The following is a 16974-nucleotide window of genomic DNA, read 5'->3' on the forward strand; positions in this document are numbered from 1 at the left end:
CGTCAAAAAGGTTGAAAACTTTAATTTAAGATTTGCTGTAGAGTGTTCAGTACAAAATGCACTTCTTGCTCTTTCAACGATGGATGAAGAGGAAGGGTGATAGCACCTTGATAATATTTTTCAGCATTAGGGAAGTCACCAACCTTAAAGCCTAGAGTTTGATAGTATGGCTGTAAATGTATTGGAATATAATGAACGTGGCCAATGATCCCAGCTGCTCGAAGCTGAGTTACAGCGTTTTTATGACGAGTTGTATTGCTATTATTTAGTTGAATTATGTACAAGTGATAAGCGGAATAACAGGTATCAATTTGCTGTAATGGACGAACCAAATTTAAATCAAGATGTGTATCATATATTTTAGCAAGGTGATGTCGCTGCTTAACAAATTCGTCAACTTTACTTAGTTGGCTAAGCCCTAACGCTGCGTGTAAATCAGTCATACGATAATTAAAGCCAAGCTCGATTTGCTGATAGTACCAAGGTCCATGACTTGCATCGGTCATTTCACTTTCATCTGATGTGATCCCATGGCTTCTTAATCGTTTTAAACGCTTTGCTAAATTATCATCATTTGTAACCGCCATACCGCCTTCAGCTGACGTGATGATTTTCACAGGATGAAAGCTGAATACGCAAATATCTGAAAACTCACAATTACCAACAGGTTTATCTAAATATTTAGCACCAATGGCGTGAGAGGCATCTTCGATAATTTTAAAATCATATTTAGTAGCGAGCTGATGAATGGCTTGCATATCGCATGATTGACCCGCCAAGTGTACCGGTATGACAACTTTAGGTAAGCAGTTATTTTTTTCTGCTAGGATCAGCTTCTGCTCAAGTTCCTTAATCGACATGTTGCCGGTATCTAAGTCAATATCAACAAAGTCAATCTTAGCACCACAATAAAGTGCGCAATTACTTGATGCTACAAAAGAAATAGGAGATGTCCAGACTATATCGTTTTCTCCAACGCCTAATGCTAGGCATGCGATATGTAACGCCGATGTTGCACTATTTACTGCAATGCCATGCTTTACTTTACAGTAACTAGCAATGCCAGCTTCAAATGCAGGTACTTTAGGACCTTGCGTGAGCCAGTCAGATTGTAAAACATTGAGTACCGCATCAATATCTGCTTGGTCAATAGATTGCTTTCCATATGGGATCATAAAAGTGCCTGAATATTAAAAGCTGCTATTTCTTCTATTGTCAAAAAGTGGGGGTTACTTAAAGAACTATACTCAAACCCGACTTCAACTTTTTTACCGCGCTCATTTAATGCGTTTGTATCAAAACTATTGCTGCGACTACTAAATTTAATACCAGGTGCAATCACAAAATGATCATCAAATTCGTAGGTATCAAAACACAAATCAGAAGGGCACATCACCTCATGTAATTTTTCACCCGGGCGAATACCAATATTTTTTTGTGGCAGGTTTGGTGCCATAGCTGTTGCTAAATCTGTAATACGAATTGATGGGATCTTGGGAACAAAAATTTCTCCCCCTAACATCCTCTCAAAGTTAGTTAAAACAAAATCAACACCTTGTTGTAGGCTTATCCAAAAGCGGGTCATTTCTTCATGGGTGATAGGGATATGGTCGCGGCCTTGGTCAATAAACTTTTGGAAAATAGGCACTACTGAACCGCGCGAGCAGACTACATTACCGTAGCGAACAACTGAAAATGTGGTGCGATTACCACCGGCAATATTATTAGCGGCAACAAACAATTTATCGGATGCTAATTTTGTCGCACCATATAAATTAATTGGGTTGGCTGCTTTATCAGTAGAAAGCGCAATGACTTTTTCAACATTATTATCTAAGGCAGCATCAATGACATTTTCCGCACCATTGATGTTAGTTTTGATGCATTCCATCGGGTTATATTCTGCGGCAGGGACCTGTTTAAGAGCTGCAGCATGAATAACGTAATTTACTCCACGCATTGCACGGCGTAAGCGGTCTTTGTCGCGTACATCACCGATGAAGTAACGCATACATGGTTGATCAAAGTCTTGCTGCATTTCAAATTGTTTTAACTCATCACGAGAGAAAATAATTATTTTTTTTGGCTTGTATCGCTCAAGTAACGTTTTTACGTATTTTTTACCGAATGATCCGGTACCACCGGTAATTAAAATTGTTTTGTTATCGAACATAGTTTTACCCAAGTTATTTATCATTGGCGTAGTTATAGTAAAAAATTAAATACGCAAAAAGTGAAATTTAATACACTGCTCAGTACTTTACCTATTAACAGAGTAGGTTAGCAAGCACGATGCCAAGTTAATTTAATTAAACAATGGTACAAAGTGCAAAATTTGGCAAATTAAGCTATAATTTAACCAATCAGCGTGTCGGAGCCTGTTATGAAAATTCAATCACCAGCAACTAGTTTTTTAAACCAAACACAGCAAACCAGTAACAAGCTTGCAGAGCAACTTGCTACGGGTAAAAAAGTCAACTCTGCGGCAGATGATGCCGCTGCATTACAAATAATTAATAGATTAACCTCCCAGCAAGACGGTTACAGCCAAGCGGTGAATAATGCCTATGATGGTATTTCTTATTCGCAAGCGACCGAGTCAAACTTGTCGGGTGTCAATGATGCAGTCTCGCGTATTCGTGAATTATCTATCCAAGCAGGTAATGGGGCATTAAATGATAATGACCGTGCTGCTTTGCAAGAAGAAGTAGTGCAGTTACAAAGTCAAATTACAGAGACGTTTGAAAATGCTAATTTTGCAGGAAAACCTATGTTTGATGGTCAGTCGGTGTCGTTTCAAGTTGGTCCAGATGCGAATGCAAATCAAACGGTTACTCCTTCGGACGGTAGTTTTGCATCAGTAATATCAACAATTGATATTTCTACTCAAGCAGGTGCTCAAGCTGCAATTGATATTAGTGACCAAGCGGCGGACGAAATTAACGCCCAGCGAGCTGAACTTGGTGCTTTTCAAAATACTTTGGCAAGTACCATTAAAGGCTTAGGAACTCAGCAAGAAAATATTGCCGCGAGCCAAAGTCGAATTCAAGATACCGATTATGCTCAGGCGGTTTCACAGCAAGTATCAAATGATATTTTAGCACAAGCGTCAGTTGCACTGCGTGGACAAGCCAACCAATCGGCTGAATCTATTTTAGGCTTGCTTTAATATTAAAGATACTGCGGTAATTCTTAAGTATTACTTGCAATTAGCTAAGCGTCTATTTTTTGGCATGGTTGTCAAAAAACTGCCGCTTAGTGCTTGCATCCCTCCCAAACTCGCTTACAATTTAAATTATTAATAGCTTGTAGTAACTGTGGTTCGCTAAATAATGATCTTGATCTTAGATAATAATAATAATCGTGCGATTGGTTTACATGCTGCGCTTACCTTTATTGGTGAGGCAGTGCAACTGCTTGATGATGCAAGCCTTGAACAAGAATGTGAAAAATACCAAAAGCAGTCATGTATGGTGATCCTCGGCGCATTACAAAGTTTAGATCATGAGAGCGTGATCAAGCGCCATCCAACAATACCATTTCTATTAATTGGTGAAACCCTTAAACCACTGTTGAGCATTGCCAATGTAGTTGGCCTTATCTGTGAACCTTTTAACCATGATGTAACGACTCAATTACTGCATGATTGCCAACAGTATCAACGGATGTTACCAAATGAGCATAAACACGCAAAACCGCACAAAACCTTTGATGGCTTAGTTGGTGAAACTGAAGCGGTTAAAGATGTACGCTTTTTAATTGAACAAGTTGCTAAAACGGACGCTAATGTATTAATTTTAGGCGAATCAGGTACTGGTAAAGAAGTGGTTGCTCGTAATGTTCATTTACTATCAAAACGTAATACAGGGCCATTTGTACCCGTTAACTGTGGGGCGATACCTGCGGAGCTGTTAGAAAGTGAGTTATTTGGTCATGAAAAAGGCGCGTTCACTGGTGCTATTTCAGCGCGTAAAGGCCGTTTTGAACTTGCCCAAGGTGGGACGCTTTTTTTAGATGAAATTGGCGATATGCCGCTGCAAATGCAAGTAAAGTTATTACGAGTGTTACAAGAGCGCAGCTATGAGCGGGTTGGTGGTACAAAACCAATTCAAGCGGATGTGCGGGTGATTGCTGCAACACACCGTGATCTTGAAAAAATGATAGAGCAAGGAAGTTTCCGCGAAGATTTATATTATCGACTCAATGTTTTTCCTATCGAAAACCCATCTCTTGCAGAACGCGCTGATGATATTCCATTATTATTAAAAGAGTTAATGCGCCGTATTAATGAGCAAAGTGGTACTACCGCTAAGTTCACCGAACGCGCAATTGATAGTTTAAAAGAGCATACATGGCCGGGTAATATTCGCGAGTTAGCGAACTTAGTTGAGCGTATGGTGATAATGCTGCCAGATAAAGTGGTTGATATTCCCGATCTACCAGCAAAATATCGTTATATTGAAGTTGATGCTTATGAACCACAATATCCTGAAGAGCTTATGGAGCGTGATGCTTTTAATGATATTTTCAGTACTGGTTTTAGTGATTATGACGATGAGCCAGAAGTTGAAGCAATTCAGCCATCGGCAGGCCTTTTACCCGACGATGGGATTGAGCTAAAAGATTATTTAGCTGAGCTGGAAATTAGCCTGATCACTCAGGCCTTAGAGCGTTATGATTATGTCGTAGCGCGTGCTGCGGAGATCTTGGGTGTACGCCGCACAACCTTAGTTGAAAAAATGAAAAAATATAACCTATCACGAGATTAACACGTGCTAAGTTGCTAATATTTTACTTCGCAATATCAGTAATCACAGAGTGTGGTCGTCGTTTACGGTGATAAGTTCATTGACGCGCTAAAGCACTACCTACCATTTCGGTGCTTGCAAATAGTTACTTAATTTTTACCACCGAGGCGCTGCGCGCTACACGGAGCTGAAGGGCTAGGACCCTAATCCCTTCCTCTTTGAACTCGGAGTTCTCTGTGGTGGATCAATCATTTAAAGATCTTTTGCACAAAGAGAAGTGAATGAGAGCAAATGAGCAGATAAAAATATATATAAATCTTTCGCGGCTGAAGCCTGCTTATATGTGGGTTAAGCATTTGTAGGAAATGGCTTCAGCCATTAATTCCCAGAAGCTAGATTTTAGGATCCTAGCGCCTAGTCACTTTTCTAGCTCTTAACACCTAGTATTTTTCAATAATCTCTGCTTTTCTAAAACAATCATTACTATGATCATTCACCATACCACAGGCCTGCATATGGGCGTACACTGTGGTTGGGCCTAAAAACTTAAACCCCCGTTTTTTTAAATCTTTTGCAAATGCAGTTGAGGCCTCAGTAATTGCAGGGTAGTCACTAAGTTTATCTAACTCATTCACTAACGGCTTACCACCTACAAACTGCCATTGATAGTTACTGAAGCTGCCAAACTCTTGCTGAATTTCAATAAAACGTTTGGCGTTATTTATAGTTGCTACAATTTTTAAACGATTACGGATAATTGTTTCATCAAGCACTAATCGTTCGATATCGTGCTCGTTCATTTGTGCGACTTTTTCCACGTCAAAATCCAAAAATGCACGACGATAGCCATCACGTTTCTTTAAAATCGTATACCAACTTAATCCTGCTTGTGCTGATTCCAGAGTAATAAACTCAAACAAGATTTGATCATCATAAACAGGCACACCCCATTCGTTGTCGTGATAGTCAACATAGTCATCTTTACTGGCATCGAGCCAAGGGCAGCGACATAAATTTGTTGAATTCATAGTGTCTCCTTGCTTTGCTTATTTTAGTTTGTCATTTTTTTGTCGCGTTATTTATACGCTAAGCAAATGAAATTAAACAATATAATTGTTGGTACAATTTGTGCATTTAGCTAGTTAGATCCTGTAAACGAGAATGCATTATGGCCTTAGCTAATGTCTTAAAACCACAATTTATCACAGCGACCCAGTATAACCCATGCTTACTGCAAGAAGAGTACATTGGTGAGTTAAGTGAATTACGCCAGCAAGCCAGTTGGTTAAGTCATTTAGTAGATACAATGCCTGCGGGTGTTGTGGTGCTTGATGGTCGCGGTTTGATCGCTAAAGCTAATCAAATTGCAACAGACATGCTGGGGGAGCCACTCGAAGGTGAAAAGTGGTTCAGTGTGATCCAGCGCTCGTTTCGGCCCCAACAAGATGATGGTCATGAAGTATCGCTCAAAGATGGTCGCTTAATTAAGTTAGAAATAACGGCATTAGCGCCAGAGCCAGGGCAATTAATCTTAATGACTGACTTAACAGAAACGCGTCGTTTACAAACACGCGTTGCACATATGCAGCGTTTAAGTGCACTGGGTAAAATGGTGGCATCTTTGGCACATCAAGTGCGAACACCACTGTCTGCTGCGATTTTGTATGCCGCTAATTTAGGTTCAAAGCGGTTACCCGAAAGCTCGCGAGGCAATTTTCATACTAAGTTAATGTCGCGTTTAAAAGATCTCGAGACCCAAGTAAACGATATGTTGTTGTTCGCTAAAAGTGGCGATCAGCAAGTTGTTGAACATGTTTCCATGCAGCAATTATTAACTGAAGTGAAAACTGGCGCTGATGCTATGGTCGCACTTAATAATAGTGAACTTCAGGTCAGTTTACCTGAGCCTGATATCGAGATAATGGGCAATAAAACTGCGCTTGCCAGTGCCATTCAAAACCTTATTCACAATAGTATTCAAGTCATTGGCAGTAATGCACTCGTTCAATTAAGTGCGCAGCGGGATGCGAGTGACCCCGAGCTAGTGTGTATTACTGTAAGTGATAATGGCCCTGGGGTCGATTTAAGCTTACTTGATAAATTATTTGAACCATTTTTTACTACGCGAAGCCAAGGCACAGGTTTAGGCTTAGCTGTGGTTAGTTCAGTCGCGAATGCACACCAAGGACGAGTTGAAGTAACGAACAATGCTCAAGGCGGAGCCTGCTTTAGTTTACTGTTACCTATTTGTACAAAGTCAACATCGGCGGAGGCAATATGAACAACACGATTTTAGTGGTTGAAGATGATGCGGGGCTTCGTGAAGCCTTGATTGATACGCTTGAAATGTCTGGAATAGATTGCGTTGCGGCTGACAGTGCCGAGCAAGCTATGGTGCTACTTAAAAAAGACAGCTTTTCGCTGGTCGTGAGCGATGTGCAAATGGGCGCGATGAGTGGTCTTGATTTACTGCGCAGCATAAATCTTAATTACCCTGATCTACCGGTTTTAATGATGACAGCGTATGCGACTATTGATGATGCTGTTGAGGCTATGCGGTTAGGGGCAATTGACTATATGGCCAAACCGTTTGCGCCCGAAGTGCTACTTAATATGGTAAGCCGCTATCTACCTGAGCCAGAAAAAGAAACTGATGGCCCGATTGTCGCTGATCCTAGTAGTATTCAGCTATTAGAACTTGCTAGTCGGGTTGCTAAATCGGATGCCAGTGTGATGGTGCTTGGTCCTAGTGGCTCAGGTAAAGAAGTACTCGCACGCTTTATCCATGATAAATCAGATCGCGCAGAGCAGCCATTCGTCGCAATAAACTGTGCTGCGATCCCTGAAAATATGCTCGAAGCTACATTATTTGGCTACGAGAAAGGCGCGTTTACTGGTGCGATTCAAGCTTGTCCGGGTAAATTTGAGCAAGCACAAGGTGGCACAATTTTACTTGATGAAATCACTGAGATGGATTTAGGCCTACAAGCTAAGTTATTACGTGTATTACAAGAACGCGAAGTTGAACGTTTAGGTGGTCGCAAAACTATTAAGCTGGATGTGCGTATTTTGGCTACCAGTAACCGTGATTTAAAAGAGGCTGTGGCTAAGCACCAGTTTAGAGAAGATTTATATTATCGATTAAATGTATTTCCGTTGATGTGGCGTCCACTTTGCCAACGTCCAGGCGATATTGTCGTGTTGGCAAAGCATTTAATTGAACGTCATCTCAATAAAAGCAAAGAGCCTATCGCTGTACTTAGCGAACCGGCAGAGAAAAAATTATTAGCTCATACTTGGCCAGGTAATGTGCGTGAACTGGATAATGTGATCCAGCGTGCGCTGATATTACGCCACGGTGATATGATTGACGAAAGTGCTATTTTTATTGAAAATTTAACCCAGACTCCTCTAACTGCGGCTTTATCAGCAAGTTTAGTACCGGTCAATTCAGCGCCAGAAAGGGCGACTTCGGCGGTTACAAGTTCACCAACTAATGATGCTTATTATGATCTGCAAGCGCCAGCAATAAAAGCGACAGCAGAACGAAATCAGCTGCGTGAAGAATTACCAAGCTTGGATTCGGGAAGTTACAAAGATGAACTTAAAGATAAAGAGCATAGAATTATTTTAGAAACCCTAAATCGTTGCCAAGGCAAGCGTAAAGATGTAGCTGAAACATTAGGGATCAGCCCACGAACATTACGTTATAAATTGGCTCAAATGCGTGATTTGGGGATCACCTTACCTGCTTAAGCCTCTATAATTTTTGTTTTCCTTCACTATTTAATTTACGCTCAGCCTTGCTGGGCGTAAACTTGTCAAAACTCTGACAACTAAAATAAATCTTAAGTTTCTGATATTTATTGTTTTATTAGTTGGCATGCTTTGTGCTTTATTAAGTTATTAGTAAACTGCATCGTCAGAGACAATTATGAAAATTCAAAACAGCGCATTATTTCAAGAAATGCAATCTATGGCTCTCGAAGCTGGTCGTAGTAATCAAGTAAACAAATTACCGACGCAGGCGCAGCCTACTTCGAGCGCCCAATTTGGCGATTTGTTAAGTGATGCACTCAATACAGTGAATGGCCTTCAAGCTGATGCGAAACAAAAAGTCGTAGCGGTTGAAATGGGCGATCGAAATGTGTCATTAGCGGATGCAATGATCGCATCACAAAAATCGTCAGTTGCCTTTGAAGCTACGGTGCAAGTTCGTAACAAACTTGTAGAAGCCTATAAAGAAATCATGAACATGCCTGTTTAACTAGGTAGTGGAGAATTATTGTGGCGCAATCTAATCAATCAACAGATCTTGCTTTGGCCGGCGGCGGTATCGACCAAACTGATAATGACGATCAACAAGAACAAAAGTCAGGCTATTTAAGTGCATTAAACGGCGTTGATGTATTGCGTCAGGTTACTCTAATTATTGCATTAGCGATTTGTTTAGCGATTGCTATTTTTGTGATTATTTGGGCACGTCAACCAGATATGCGTCCACTTGGAAAAATGCCAACGGAAGAGCTAATTCAAACGCTCGACTTTTTAGATGCACAAAAAATTGACTATCAACTTGATGGCAATGTGGTTTCTGTTCCTGAAAATGAATATCAAAATATTAAATTGTTAATGACCCGCGAAGGTATTGAGCAAGCGCCGAACTCGGGTACTGATATTATCATGCAAGATATGGGTTTTGGTGTTAGTCAGCGTTTAGAGCGTGAACGTTTAAAGCATGGTCGTGAACAACAACTAGCGCGTACGATTGAGGAACTACAAAATGTCACGCGTGCTAAAGTATTATTGGCAATACCGAAAGAAAATGTTTTTGCTCGTCGTGAGAAAAAACCATCCGCAACAGTGGTATTAACTTTAAAACGTGGTCGTATGCTCGGTAGTGAAGAAGTGGACGCCATTGTTGATATTATTGGTTCAGCAGTGCAAGGTTTAGAGCCGTCACGAGTAACTGTAACAGACCAAAATGGCCGATTACTTAATTCAGGATCGCAAAGTGCGTTAGCTGCTCGCTCACGCAAAGAATACGATATTGAACGTAAACGTGAACAAGAATATCTAGATAAAATAGATGGTATCTTAATGCCAGTTATTGGTATGGGTAACTACACTGCACAAGTCGATTTAAGTATGGACTTTAGTGCGATTGAAGAAACTCAAAAACGCTACAACCCTGATTTACCGGCGGTACGCAGTGAAACCACCTTTGAAGAAAACAACATCGGCGGGTTAGCTATCGGTATTCCTGGCGCGCTGACAAATCAGCCTCCAACAGATTCAAATATTCCTGAAATTGCCGGTCAAGGTGGTGCAGGCTCTGGTTCATCACCCAGTCGCACTCACAAAGAAGCGACACGTAACTATGAACTTGATACTACTATCTCCCACACACGTCAGCAAAGTGGTGTTATTCGTCGAATTAGTGTGTCTGTGGCAGTCGATTATGTGGCAAAAGTGGGTGAAAATGGTGAAACGACTATGGAGCCTCGCTCAGTTGAAGCACTGTCAAATATTCGTCGTTTACTGCAAGGTGGTGTGGGTTTTGACTTACAGCGTGGTGATGCATTAGAAGTAGTGACAGTACCGTTTGTACGTGAACCGATGGACTTAGCTATTGAAGTGCCACTGTGGGAACAAAACTGGTTTATGAAAGTTGTGCGTTTAGTGCTTGGCGCATTGGTTATTATAGTGCTAATCATGGCGGTGGTTAAACCTATGCTGAAACGCTTGATTTACCCAGATGATACCCTTGAAGAGTATGATGATGATGCGCTTAGTTCTGGTGTAGATATTGGTGATAACACCCTAGATATGCTAAATAAAGATTTTGATTCTGCTTCGGTTGGCTTCTCAAGTGATGGTACACTACAGTTACCAGACCTACATGGCGATGAAGACTTATTAAAAGCTGTTCGTGCCTTAGTAGCAAATGAGCCAGAACTCTCCTCACAAGTTGTGAAAGCGTGGTTAACTGAAGATGACTGATCAAGAACAAAAACAACTGCCAGCAGCGTTTGATGTTGATAAATTAGACGGTGTAGATAAAGCCGCAATTTTATTGCTAAGCTTATCCGAAGAAGATGCAGCGCAAATATTAAAGCACCTTGAACCTAAACAGGTGCAAAAAGTGGGTATGGCAATGGCGGCGATAGATGATCTATCGCAAGCCAAAATCAGTGCCGTGCACAATTTATTTATAGAACAAATACAAAGCTTTAGTACGATTGGCTTCCAATCAGAAGATTTTATCAAAAAAGCGCTTACTGCGGCACTTGGTGAAGATAAAGCGGCAAGCCTGATAGATCAAATTGTTATGGGATCTGGTGCCAAGGGTCTTGATTCATTGAAATGGATGGACTCAAAGCAGGTTGCCAATATTATTCGCAATGAGCATCCGCAAATACAAACTATCGTTTTATCGTATTTGGAGCCTGAGCAATCGGCCGAAATTTTAGCGCAGTTTCCTGAAAAAGTGCGCTTAGATTTAACCATGCGAATCGCCAACCTTGAAGAAGTTCAACCTGCGGCTTTACAAGAGTTGAACGAGATAATGGAAAAACAATTTGCCGGACAAGCTGGTGCGCAAGCTGCAAAAATGGGCGGCTTGAAAGCGGCGGCAGATATCATGAACTACCTCGATACTAATATTGAAGGTCAGTTGATGGATTCTATCCGTGAGCATGACGAAGAGATGTCGCAACAAATCCAAGATTTAATGTTCGTATTTGAAAACTTAATGGATGTTGATGATCGTGGTATTCAAGCTATCTTGCGAGAAGTCCAACAAGATGTACTGATGAAAGCCATCAAAGGTACTGATGATGCATTGAAAGAGAAAATCCTCGGCAATATGTCAAAACGGGCTGCAGAGATGCTTGCTGATGATTTAGAAGCAATGGCACCTGTGCGGATCAGCGAAGTTGAAGCCGCGCAAAAAGAGATCTTATCTACGGCACGTCGTCTCGCTGATTCAGGTGAAATTATGCTTGGTGGTGGTGGTGGTGAGGAGTTCTTGTAAACCATGAGCAAACCTACTCAATATCAAGGTCGTCCTTTACGAGCCAGTGAAGCAGTTGATGAGTTATTAGAAAACTGGCCAATTCCAGATGTTACGCAAGACACTCGAAAATTCGATGGTCGTTCAACGGCGTTTGGTACACCGCTGGCCGATTTATATCGTAAAGAGCTTGAAGAAAGTGAACAAGCACTAGAGCCCGAAGAGCCTGAGCTGCCCTCGTTAACAATGGCTGAGCTGGAACGAATTCGTCAAGATGCCTACGAAGAAGGCTTAAAACAAGGCCACGAGCAGGGTTATATTGATGGTTTTGAAAAAGGCGTAGGTGAGGGAAAAGAAGCCGGTTATAAAGAAGGCATTGAGCTTGGTAAAACACAAGGTCAAGAAGAAGTAAAACCACTGATTGAAGAACAGCTAACGGGTCTAAAAGCATTGTTGGATAGTTTGTCAGCACCATTAGCTAAAGTCGATGATGACGCCGAAAAGCAACTTGTACAGTTAACCGTAATGCTAACCGAAGCGCTAGTTTATCAAGAAATTAAAACCTCCCCTGAAATCATTTTGCAAAGTTTAAAGCAGTGTATCGATGCGTTAGCCAATGAGCAGCAAACTGTGCGTATTCATTTACATCCTGAAGACATTGAACTGGTTAAAAATAGTTATGGTGAAGCTGCACTAGCTGAAAACCATTGGCAGTTAGTTGCAGAGCCGACTTTAGATCGCGGCGGTTGCCAAGTAAAAACACCTCAGTCATCTATTGATATGACTATAAAAACCCGCGTCAAAGAAACGTTGGATAGTTTTTTGCATAGTAGTGGTATCTAACGCTATTTTTGGTTTGCAATGAGTTCTCAACCACGCCCATTAAGTGAACGTTTACAACAGTATCAAAAACATATTCATAGCCCAACGCCTGCTGTTGCGGGAATTTTAACCCGTGTTGTAGGGTTAACATTAGAGGCGAAAGGATTACGCGCGCCAGTTGGCAGCCAATGTAAAATTGAAACCATGCATGGTTTTGTTGATGCTGAAATTGTTGGTTTTAATGATCAGACGCTTTACTTGATGCCAAATGACCATATTTCTGGTGTACTACCTGGAGCGCGAGTGATCCCACAAGTAAATGATACCGGACTGCCTGTTGGTATGTGTTTACTTGGTCGTGTTGTTGATGGCTTAGGGCGTCCGTTGGATGGGCTTGGAGCTATTAAAGCAGAGCATTACTTAAAATTTGCACAAAATTCAATTAACCCATTATCTCGACGACCAATTACGCAGCCGATGGATGTTGGCGTACGCGCTATTAATTCAGTGATAACTGTTGGCCAAGGCCAGCGCATGGGGCTATTTGCAGGCTCAGGCGTGGGTAAGTCGGTATTACTGGGTATGATGACCCGAGGCTCAGAAGCTGATGTAATAGTTGTTGGTTTAGTGGGGGAGCGTGGCCGCGAAGTAAAAGAATTTATCGAAGAAATACTCGGTGTGGAAGGGCGTAAGCGTTCTGTCGTAGTTGCTGCTCCCGCCGATGCATCGCCATTAATGCGATTAAAAGGTTGTGAAAGTGCGGTAACTATCGCGGAGTACTTTCGCGATCAAGGCTTAAATGTTTTATTGCTACTGGATTCTGTAACGCGTTATGCCATGGCTCAGCGCGAAATAGCGCTTGCGGTTGGTGAACCACCGGCGACTAAAGGTTATCCGCCTTCAGTATTTGCAAAGCTACCCGCGCTGGTGGAACGTGCTGGTAATGGCGGCGAAGGGCAAGGCTCTATCACAGCGTTTTTTACTGTACTGAGTGAAGGGGATGATATGCAAGATCCGATTGCTGATGCGGCGCGAGCCATTTTAGACGGTCATATCGTGTTATCCAGAGAGCTCGCTGACAGTGGTCATTATCCTGCTATTGATATAGAAAAATCGATTTCACGGGTGATGCCACAAGTTGTCTCAGAAGCACACATGCAACAAGCGCGAGTGTTAAAACAAGTGTATTCAATGTTCCAGCAAAATAAAGATATGATTACTTTAGGTGCTTATCAAAAAGGCACCGACCAAATGCTTGATCAGGCCATTAATATGATGCCAAGAGTGAATGCATTTCTACAACAAGGCATGAAAGATGTGATTAGCTATGATGATGGCCTACAAGGGCTTGCGCAATTATTAGGACAAGCATAATGGCAACAAATAAGCTCAATCTATTGCTGAAAATAGAAAATGATAAAGAAGAAACTTTACGGATAAATTATTTACAAGCGCAGCAAAACTTGCAAGGCAATCAACAAAAATTGCAAGGCTTGAATAACTTTCGTTTGGAGTATACTCAGCAATTACATTTAAAAGGAAAGTCTGGTTTAAGTAGTGCAGGGTTTAGTCAATACCATGCTTTTATAGCCAAAATAGAAGAAGCTATTCGTCAACAAGCCAATACCGTCAGTACTGCTAAACAAGTTGTTTCACAACGACAAAGTTTATGGCTGAAACAGCAGATTAAAGCTAAAGCCGTTGCTAAATTAATAGAAAAACAGCAGCTTAAAGCGAATGTAATCGCACAAAAAAATGAACAAAAAATGCTTGATGAATTTTCTGCAAATCAATTTTATCAAAGACGTCGCGCTCTATAGTCATCGCCCAAAATAGCATTATTTATTTATTAAAATTAGCTTAGGCATATTATTTGCTTGTTTAACGTATGAAGTATTTATTCTGGCAAACTGCGGCGGCAAATTGCCACTTTTAATCTAGGTGAATTATGGCTATTAGTGATCTTTCAGTGTTTATCTCAACTGAGCAGGATGTTCAGTTAAATAAAAAAGACAGTGCCAAAGGCAGTGCGGCAACAGGTAAAGAAAGCACCGATAGTGATTTCTTTAGTGAGTTACAAAACGCTAATAATGCTGCAGAAACACCCATGAAAGTTAACTCATCTGGCGCTGTGTCAGCTGCAAGTGAAGCCGAAGTTGCTGCTGAAAAAGCGCAAAAAACGCCCACTGACAGCAGTGATGAGAAAACGATGTCAGGTGATGATATGTCTGGTGATGCAATGCTTGCTCAGATCACGGCAGCCAACAATATGGACACTCGGGTAAATAATACGCCAACTGTTGCAAATGCCTCATTACTTTCAACGTTGGGTAAATACAGTGAAGAAAAAATAGATCCGAAGCTTATTAAAGTCACTGGACCTCGTCCAATTGATGATGTTACGCCTATTATTGATACAGACACTCCTGCCACTGATGATCCTATTGCACAACTAGTCGATAAACAACTAAAACCAACGCTACTTACTGAAAAAACGGTGCTGGCAGAGGCGATTGATAAACAGCTTCAACTGAAGGGAAACACCCCTCCTGATGATGCTGTGACTCCTATTATTGATGATATTCAAGTGGCAAAAGAGATATCGCAAAATAAAGCGATGACAATGCAGCCAACAAACCAACAAGCTGCAGCTACCTTAAAGAGTGGGGAAGTTGGCAATGAAACAGCTCAAATAAATATTGCTGAAAATACAAGCAAAGGTAAGCCACAAAACAGTGAAGTATTAGCTAAAGGTTTGGACGTAACGCTTGCTCAACAAGTTAAACCACAAGAAAGTGAAGTATTAGTTAAAGATTCGGACACAAGGATTGCTCAGCAAGAAAAACCTCAACAGAGTGCAGCGTTAACTGCAGATGCGCAAGCAACTGTAGCTAACGTTACTGCTAACGCCAAACAAGCAACCACAAGTGCTACTGCAGTAGCAATGGACGTTGCTTCAAAGGCAGAACCAGTAGTTAAAGGTGTGGAATCAACCACTACGATTGGCTCTCAAACTGATGTAGCTGAAAAAGCAGCTACACAGGCAAAGCATAGTAACAGTGCTGTATTAGAGCAAATCAGTAAGGTATTGCTTAACTCACCAACTACAGTACAAAAAAATGAACACCCATTGTTGGCGAGCTTAACACCAGAGCAGCAAAAACAGCTACAAAATCAAGTTGATGTCATTCGTCAGCAAGATCCATCACCGGCTAACGTAACTGACTTAAAAAAAATGCTGGCTGAATTTGTAGAGCTTAATAGTAAAGAAGTTGCAAAACCTACCACGGCAGTTGCGACAATGAACACGGCAGAGCTAACCCAACTAAGTAAAGATATTTCGCTGTTGAGTCCTGTACAAAAGCAGGCATTGAGCCAGCAATTACAAAATTTTGTGAGCACTGAGCAGCCTAAGGGGGCTTTATTAAATCAGATCAATACGGCTATTGCAGAATTAGCTCAGCCAGAGAGTATTGAAAAAAAGACTGAGTCAAAAGCTCAATTGACGGTTCAGTCAATGACAGATAATTTAGTAAGCACTACAACAACCAATAGCAACACCGCTAAATCAGATACAAATAAAGTATCTGCGCCACAAGATGCACTTATAAAGGCCGCGAGCAAAGAGCAAGAAGTGAAACTGGCAGTGCAAGATAATGTTCTAAAAAGTGAGCAACTTGCTGAAAATATTAAAGCAGAGCAAAGCCCTGTGCGCGACAACACATTGACACGTGTAAATCAATTGTTTGGCCAGCTCACCGGATTAACCACTGCGGTTACGACAGCCTCGGCTGTAGAAGGGAGTGAGCAAAGCTATCAACAAGCTTTGGCAGATATGCAAGTAATGCATGCCCAGCAAGCGAGCCCTACATCACAGACAAGACAAATAAATCTTGATCCAACTGTGTTACAAGCATTGAATATCATGAAAAGTGATGCAGCCAAATTACTACAAGAACGAGTGAGTGCATTACTAAGTATCAATAATAAAGAAGCTGAAATACGTCTTGATCCGCCAGAAATGGGTAGTATGCAAATTCGTATTCGTAGCGATGCAGAACAAGCTCAAATTAACTTTGTGGTACAAAATCAGCAAGCCAAAGAAGCTCTTGAGCAATCAATGCCGAGATTACGAGAAATGTTAGCACAGCAGGGAATTGAACTGGGTGAAAGCAGTATCCAGCAGGGAAATAGTCAAAGTGATACTGGTGGTGACGGACAACAAAATGGTCGTGGTCAACAGGCAAATCAGCAACAAAATGAAGAGGAAAGTGCATTAACTCAGCAACCAATTCGAGGCTCTGGGCAACAATCTTCATCATCAATAGATTACTATGCCTAACACCTGCTATTATATGAGGTATAAGACTATAAAAATAAATAACTTGA

Annotated in this window: 14 protein-coding genes; 11 read left to right on the top strand and 3 right to left on the bottom strand. The window is 41.3% G+C overall.

What is annotated here, in order from left to right:
• Window positions 1-20: 20 nt before the first annotated feature.
• Together pseC and pseB are read right to left on the bottom strand one after the other, a co-directional pair.
• Window positions 21-1175: a UDP-4-amino-4,6-dideoxy-N-acetyl-beta-L-altrosamine transaminase gene (gene pseC / locus H5182_RS08625; RefSeq protein WP_145239433.1), complete on the bottom strand. Its 1155-nt coding sequence runs from the start codon at window positions 1173-1175 to the stop codon at window positions 21-23.
• Window positions 1172-2173: a UDP-N-acetylglucosamine 4,6-dehydratase (inverting) gene (gene pseB, locus H5182_RS08630; RefSeq protein WP_145239431.1), complete on the bottom strand. Its 1002-nt coding sequence runs from the start codon at window positions 2171-2173 to the stop codon at window positions 1172-1174. Before pseB ends, pseC begins: the two co-directional genes overlap by 4 nt.
• Window positions 2174-2383: 210 nt before the next feature.
• On the opposite strand from pseB, the gene H5182_RS08635 reads away from it, so the two are divergent.
• Together H5182_RS08635 and H5182_RS08640 are read left to right on the top strand one after the other, a co-directional pair.
• Entirely contained in the window at window positions 2384-3169 is a 786-nt protein-coding gene (locus tag H5182_RS08635; RefSeq protein ID WP_182734913.1) for a flagellin, read from the top strand.
• A 163-nt stretch (window positions 3170-3332) separates the two neighbouring features.
• Window positions 3333-4769 carry a sigma-54 dependent transcriptional regulator gene (locus H5182_RS08640; RefSeq protein ID WP_182759888.1) on the top strand — a complete coding sequence of 479 codons (1437 nt, stop codon included), beginning with the start codon at window positions 3333-3335 and terminating at the stop codon, window positions 4767-4769.
• 419 nt (window positions 4770-5188) lie between these two features.
• Here H5182_RS08640 and H5182_RS08645 read toward each other — a convergent pair whose 3' ends face one another.
• On the bottom strand, window positions 5189-5776 hold the full coding sequence (locus H5182_RS08645; RefSeq protein ID WP_182759889.1) for a DNA-3-methyladenine glycosylase I: 588 nt from the start codon (window positions 5774-5776) through the stop codon (window positions 5189-5191).
• Window positions 5777-5916: 140 nt separating this feature from the next.
• On the opposite strand from H5182_RS08645, the gene H5182_RS08650 reads away from it, so the two are divergent.
• The 9 genes from H5182_RS08650 to H5182_RS08690 all read left to right on the top strand — a co-directional run bounded on the left by H5182_RS08650 (window position 5917) and on the right by H5182_RS08690 (window position 16927).
• Window positions 5917-7029 carry a PAS domain-containing sensor histidine kinase gene (locus H5182_RS08650; protein ID WP_145239418.1) on the top strand — a complete coding sequence of 371 codons (1113 nt, stop codon included), beginning with the start codon at window positions 5917-5919 and terminating at the stop codon, window positions 7027-7029.
• Window positions 7026-8504: a sigma-54 dependent transcriptional regulator gene (locus tag H5182_RS08655; protein ID WP_182759890.1), complete on the top strand. Its 1479-nt coding sequence runs from the start codon at window positions 7026-7028 to the stop codon at window positions 8502-8504. Before H5182_RS08650 ends, H5182_RS08655 begins: the two co-directional genes overlap by 4 nt.
• A gap of 178 nt (window positions 8505-8682) precedes the next feature.
• Window positions 8683-9015 carry a flagellar hook-basal body complex protein FliE gene (gene fliE / locus H5182_RS08660; RefSeq protein WP_145239413.1) on the top strand — a complete coding sequence of 111 codons (333 nt, stop codon included), beginning with the start codon at window positions 8683-8685 and terminating at the stop codon, window positions 9013-9015.
• Between the two features lie 20 nt (window positions 9016-9035).
• On the top strand, window positions 9036-10751 hold the full coding sequence (gene fliF / locus H5182_RS08665; RefSeq protein WP_145239410.1) for a flagellar basal-body MS-ring/collar protein FliF: 1716 nt from the start codon (window positions 9036-9038) through the stop codon (window positions 10749-10751).
• Window positions 10744-11784, top strand: coding sequence for a flagellar motor switch protein FliG (gene fliG, locus H5182_RS08670; RefSeq protein WP_145239407.1), 1041 nt, complete (start codon window positions 10744-10746; stop codon window positions 11782-11784). The genes fliF and fliG overlap by 8 nt, the downstream gene beginning before the upstream one ends.
• 3 nt (window positions 11785-11787) lie before the next feature.
• Complete coding sequence (gene fliH / locus H5182_RS08675) at window positions 11788-12606, top strand: flagellar assembly protein FliH (RefSeq protein WP_182731010.1); 819 nt, start codon at window positions 11788-11790, stop codon at window positions 12604-12606.
• 18 nt (window positions 12607-12624) lie between these two features.
• Window positions 12625-13959, top strand: coding sequence for a flagellar protein export ATPase FliI (fliI, locus tag H5182_RS08680; protein WP_145239400.1), 1335 nt, complete (start codon window positions 12625-12627; stop codon window positions 13957-13959).
• On the top strand, window positions 13959-14405 hold the full coding sequence (gene fliJ / locus H5182_RS08685) for a flagellar export protein FliJ (RefSeq protein WP_145239397.1): 447 nt from the start codon (window positions 13959-13961) through the stop codon (window positions 14403-14405). Before fliI ends, fliJ begins: the two co-directional genes overlap by 1 nt.
• Before the next feature lie 128 nt (window positions 14406-14533).
• Entirely contained in the window at window positions 14534-16927 is a 2394-nt protein-coding gene (locus H5182_RS08690; RefSeq protein WP_182759891.1) for a flagellar hook-length control protein FliK, read from the top strand.
• Window positions 16928-16974: the final 47 nt, after the last annotated feature.

The organism is Pseudoalteromonas sp. SG44-17 (assembly GCF_014164235.1).
Classification (GTDB): Bacteria; Pseudomonadota; Gammaproteobacteria; order Enterobacterales; family Alteromonadaceae; genus Pseudoalteromonas; species Pseudoalteromonas rhizosphaerae.

Bases quoted from the DNA above. Each gene is read 5' to 3' on its own strand.
- pseB (WP_145239431.1), bottom strand. From the start codon at position 2,173: ATGTTCGATAACAAAACAATTTTAATTACCGGTGGTACCGGATCATTC.
- H5182_RS08650 (WP_145239418.1), top strand. From the start codon at position 5,917: ATGGCCTTAGCTAATGTCTTAAAACCACAATTTATCACAGCGACCCAG.
- fliJ (WP_145239397.1), top strand. From the start codon at position 13,959: ATGGCAACAAATAAGCTCAATCTATTGCTGAAAATAGAAAATGATAAA.
- fliI (WP_145239400.1), top strand. From the start codon at position 12,625: ATGAGTTCTCAACCACGCCCATTAAGTGAACGTTTACAACAGTATCAA.
- fliH (WP_182731010.1), top strand. From the start codon at position 11,788: ATGAGCAAACCTACTCAATATCAAGGTCGTCCTTTACGAGCCAGTGAA.
- pseC (WP_145239433.1), bottom strand. From the start codon at position 1,175: ATGATCCCATATGGAAAGCAATCTATTGACCAAGCAGATATTGATGCG.
- fliG (WP_145239407.1), top strand. From the start codon at position 10,744: ATGACTGATCAAGAACAAAAACAACTGCCAGCAGCGTTTGATGTTGAT.
- fliE (WP_145239413.1), top strand. From the start codon at position 8,683: ATGAAAATTCAAAACAGCGCATTATTTCAAGAAATGCAATCTATGGCT.
- H5182_RS08690 (WP_182759891.1), top strand. From the start codon at position 14,534: ATGGCTATTAGTGATCTTTCAGTGTTTATCTCAACTGAGCAGGATGTT.
- H5182_RS08655 (WP_182759890.1), top strand. From the start codon at position 7,026: ATGAACAACACGATTTTAGTGGTTGAAGATGATGCGGGGCTTCGTGAA.
- H5182_RS08640 (WP_182759888.1), top strand. From the start codon at position 3,333: ATGATCTTGATCTTAGATAATAATAATAATCGTGCGATTGGTTTACAT.
- H5182_RS08635 (WP_182734913.1), top strand. From the start codon at position 2,384: ATGAAAATTCAATCACCAGCAACTAGTTTTTTAAACCAAACACAGCAA.
- H5182_RS08645 (WP_182759889.1), bottom strand. From the start codon at position 5,776: ATGAATTCAACAAATTTATGTCGCTGCCCTTGGCTCGATGCCAGTAAA.